This is a genomic window from Streptomyces sp. H39-C1 (assembly GCF_027158125.1).
GTDB lineage: Bacteria > Actinomycetota > Actinomycetes > Streptomycetales > Streptomycetaceae > Actinacidiphila > Actinacidiphila fildesensis.
Window position 1 is genome coordinate 1 of the sequence record NZ_JAPVLS010000176.1, and the last position, 3,707, is coordinate 3,707.

At 73.5% G+C, this 3,707-nt stretch carries 7 protein-coding genes and 1 pseudogene; 2 read left to right on the plus strand and 6 right to left on the minus strand.

What is annotated here, in order from left to right; translation table 11 throughout:
- The 6 genes and pseudogenes from O3W51_RS46525 to O3W51_RS46550 form a co-directional block, all read right to left on the minus strand.
- A pseudogene (locus tag O3W51_RS46525) lies at positions 1-212 on the minus strand (hypothetical protein); the annotation flags it as partial.
- 153 nt (positions 213-365) lie between these two features.
- On the minus strand, positions 366-2,030 hold the full coding sequence (locus O3W51_RS46530; protein ID WP_269290043.1) for a DUF2637 domain-containing protein: 1,665 nt from the start codon (positions 2,028-2,030) through the stop codon (positions 366-368).
- A 120-nt stretch (positions 2,031-2,150) separates the two neighbouring features.
- Complete coding sequence (locus O3W51_RS46535) at positions 2,151-2,318, minus strand: hypothetical protein (protein WP_269290046.1); 168 nt, start codon at positions 2,316-2,318, stop codon at positions 2,151-2,153.
- Positions 2,319-2,343: 25 nt separating this feature from the next.
- A complete protein-coding gene (locus O3W51_RS46540) occupies positions 2,344-2,502 on the minus strand; it encodes a hypothetical protein (protein ID WP_269290048.1) in 159 nt (52 codons plus the stop codon).
- Positions 2,495-2,650 (minus strand): hypothetical protein, encoded by a 156-nt coding sequence (locus tag O3W51_RS46545; RefSeq protein ID WP_269290050.1) that lies wholly within the window; start codon positions 2,648-2,650, stop codon positions 2,495-2,497. The genes O3W51_RS46540 and O3W51_RS46545 overlap by 8 nt, the downstream gene beginning before the upstream one ends.
- Entirely contained in the window at positions 2,650-2,823 is a 174-nt protein-coding gene (locus O3W51_RS46550; RefSeq protein WP_269290052.1) for a hypothetical protein, read from the minus strand. Before O3W51_RS46550 ends, O3W51_RS46545 begins: the two co-directional genes overlap by 1 nt.
- A gap of 267 nt (positions 2,824-3,090) precedes the next feature.
- On the opposite strand from O3W51_RS46550, the gene O3W51_RS46555 reads away from it, so the two are divergent.
- Positions 3,091-3,408 carry a hypothetical protein gene (locus O3W51_RS46555; protein WP_269290054.1) on the plus strand — a complete coding sequence of 106 codons (318 nt, stop codon included), beginning with the start codon at positions 3,091-3,093 and terminating at the stop codon, positions 3,406-3,408.
- 45 nt (positions 3,409-3,453) lie between these two features.
- Positions 3,454-3,707, plus strand: a 254-nt coding sequence (locus O3W51_RS46560; RefSeq protein WP_269290056.1) for a helix-turn-helix domain-containing protein, incomplete at its 3' end; no start/stop codon positions are given.

A 3,707-nucleotide genomic window follows, 5' to 3' on the forward strand; every position in this document is an offset into this window, starting at 1 on the left:
GGGATCATCAGCAGCGCTCCGGCCGCCAGCAGTGCGGCGCCGCCTCCGGCCGCGAGCCCGGACGCCGATACGGCGGCAATCGATCCCGTGGTGCCGACCGTCACCGCTGGGACCACCGGAAGGCCGCCCGGCGTGCTCACGACGTCCTCGGCGGGCACCTCGGCAGGTACCGGCGCCGTGGGCAGCGTCGGCGCCTCCGGCTCGTTCACCACTGGCGCATCCGCATCCAGTTGTGTGGGGGGTGTTGGACTCGTCATGCTGTCTCTACCTCCGGGGTGCCTTGTCGGTTTCTGGGAGGTGGGTCCGGCGGGGGTTCGTCCCGCCGGACCCGTCACGGAGCAACTACGCCCCGTGAGTTTGTGAGCCTAGGCCGGGTGAGTGACACCACTCCAGGCCATATCGGCATCAGGTGCCCCGGCCGCATCGACGGCCGGAGGGCGGTAGCCGCCCGCGATCAGCACGGCGGCCTCGCTGCGGTAGCCGGACGCGGTGCCGTTGGCGACGCTGAGCGCGGTCTCGATCCGGTACAGCGGCAGCCGCTCGGCGTCCCCACCGGCCTCCGCGAGGATCAGCCGCGCCACCTTGCGCACCGCCCGTTCGCGTCCGCTCAGCCGCGCCTCGTCCTCGGCGGCGACGGCCACCAGCTCGGCGCGCGCGGTCGCGGCGCGGTGCTCGGCGGCGCGGCGTTCGGCGGCGGCGGACGCCTCGGCGTCCTCCTCGGCCCGGCGGCGGGCGGCTGCCGCGCTGCTGTCGGCGGCGGCGGCGGCGCGGTTGGCCTCGGCGGTGGTGGCGCGGGCGGCGGCGGCGCGGACCTCAGCCTCCGCCTGGGCGGCGGCGTGCTCGGCTGTGGCGCGGCGGGCGGCTGCGGTCCGGGCGGTCTCCTCGGCCCGCTCCTCCGCATCGGCCAGCCGCTGCGCCTCGGCAGCCGCGCGTTCGGCGGCGGTCTTGTCGGCGGCGGCGCGGATACCGGCGGTGTCGGCGGCGGCGCGGGCGATGTGCCCGGCGGCAGCGGTCTCCCCCTCGACCCGGGCGCGCAGCACGGCGACGTCGCCGGCCGCGCGCAGCTGCTCGGCCTCGGCAGCGAGCGCGGCCAGGCGCTCGGCGTGCTCCAGCGCGCGGCGGTCCGCGGCGGCCTGGTGCTCCAGCTCCTGGCGCTCGCGCGCGGCGGCCGCGCGGCGCTCCTGATCCGCCCGGCGCATCCGCTCCGGCAGTGCCAGCGCGTCATCGACAGACACCCCGTAGGGGGCCAGCAGGTCCGGCAGCCGGTCCAGGGTGCCGACGCGCTCACCGCCTTCGGTGCCCGCATCGAGGGCCGCCTCGATCTCCTGCCGGTGTGCCAGCCACACCCGGTAGATCAGCCGTTCGCGGCGTGCGGTGCGCGCCGCGTCGTAGCTGCACGGCGTGATCGTCGCGTCGCGCCACACGTTCCACGTGCTGATCGGGGCCAGCAGCCACTGCCGGGCGGTCAGCGTGCCGACGCCGCTCTCCAGCGCTGCTTTGCGGGTGATCGCGTGCCGCACCGCGTCCACGGCGATCACGAACACCACCGGCATCGCAGCGTGCGCGAGGGTGCGCCACGGGTCGGCCCACACCGATCCGTGGCCGGCTCCCGCATTCAGCGCGATCGTGGCCAGCGTCATGCCGTGCGCGGCGATGCGCAGCAGCGCCTTGGGGGTCTTGCGGTAGGCCAGCCACAGGTCGATCGCGAAAAAGGCGACGATCGCGCCGTCGATCCCGATGGGGAACCAGCGCGCGGCGGTCGGCCCGAACCCCCATCCCACGGCCGCGCCCCGAAGGGTGTCGTAGGACAGCGCGAACCCGATCCCGGCCACCAGCAGACCGCCGACCAACCCGACAACGGCCACCGGCCACATGAACCCGCGCAGTTTCGGCGTCGTCGCGGGGTTGTCGTTGGTGTCGGTACCCGGGTCGGCGTTGTCGCTGACCGGCGCATCCGGCGCGGGCGGCACCGCGTCCGGGGCAGCGGCCTGCTCCGGCATCGTTGCCCGCTCGGCGGAAATCGTGGTCATCGCGTCCTCATCTCATCGGTGGTGCGGGTACGTGCCCCGGGCCGGATTCGATCCGGCGGCGTCACGTCCCCCGGCGGGTGCCGGGTCCGGGGCGGTGGTGCGGGTGGTGCTGGAAGGTGTCTACTCCTCCGGTGGCTTGCCGGTGGTGCTGGTGCTCTTCCGGAGTCGGTGGTCCAGGTCCTCGATCCACTCATCGACGGGCATCCCGTCGATGGTGGGCCGGCCCGTGGCCGCGTCCTCGCCGATCAGGCAGTGCGCCAGGTCGATGCCCGCTGCGGCGGCGGCCACGATGATCTGGAGATCTGTTCGTCGGTCATCCGCGTCCCGCCCGAAGGTTCTCCGCGTCCAGGGCGGCGACCGCCGCGCGCTGCGCCTCCAACGCCTCCTGCGCGGCGGCCAGGTCGCGGGCGGCTTGCGCGCGGGCCGCCTGCATCGCGGCCTCGGCCTGACGGCGCTTCTCGTCGTCATCCACGGCGCCGCCCCCCGTCCTTGGCGGCCGGGGTGGTGTCGCGGGCGGTGTCGGCGGGCGGGTACCAGCCGCCCCGGGCCGGGTCGTGCACGGTTTCGTGCCGGGGGTCGGGGCGGGAGCCCGGCGCGGTCGGCATCGAGCGCAGCGCCATCACCGCACCCCCGCAACGCAGCAGCAGCGCAGGAACCCGCACAGCTCGCACCGGCCGCCAGCGAACGCGTTGTCGGTGAACTCGAGGACCGGCAGCGCTTCGGGCTCGTCCTCGAAGCCGCGCCGGTTGTCCTCGCGTTCCTGGCGCTTGATCTCGTCACGCAGTCCGGCCAACGGGCCGCGGGGACGGGGGATGTGGGGGCGGCCGACAGGCGAAAGAGGCTGCCGGGGCCCGGGGACCAACACGGGTCGGTCCATGGTCAAGATACGATCCATCGCGGATCGCCCTCCTAGTCGCTTAGGTGGCGGTCAAGGCCCGGCAGGGGAGGTGAGATGCCCCTGTCGGGCCGCCCCATTTCCGGGGCGAGGCACCACCATGACACACTAATCCGGTCCGTACAAGCAACATACGAATCGGATTACGTGCGCTACTCTCCCGTCATGGAGATTCCGGAGACCGCGCAGGCCGATGCACTGCGCAACGTGGCCAGACTCGGAGCAGAGCGCGCGGACGCCCTCGCAACGGCCGACCGCCTGACCGCTGAGCTGCGTACGGCAACCGTGCACGCCGTACGCAGTGGCGCCTCACGCACCCGCGCCCGCGAGCTGAGCGGGGTAAGTGGCGACCTGTTCTACGCATGGATTGAGGGGGCCGGCATCGAGGTACGTCGGCGCCGGAAGAAGATGGCAGCCGCGCCTGACAGCCAGGGGCGCCGGCCGCTCGGTCGCGGCGCCTCCGACACACCGGAAGACACCTAATCCCCCGGGGATACACCCAGTGCATGGAGAATGCGGAGCGTGCATATGTCCAGTACAGAGGCGGTTCTACGGATGACCGTAGCGGCACTGATGCGGGCCACCGGCGAGCGCCAAGACGACCTCGGACGCGGGCTGCGGCTGTCGCAAGCACAGGTCAGCCGGAAGCAATCCGGGCGCTCGATGTGGTCATTGACCGACCTGGACCGACTGTCGGCGCACTACGGCGTGGCGGTCCCGGATCTGCTGTGCGGGATGGATCACGCGGTGAACAAGCTCTCGCCGCGTCGGCGGACGGCTTG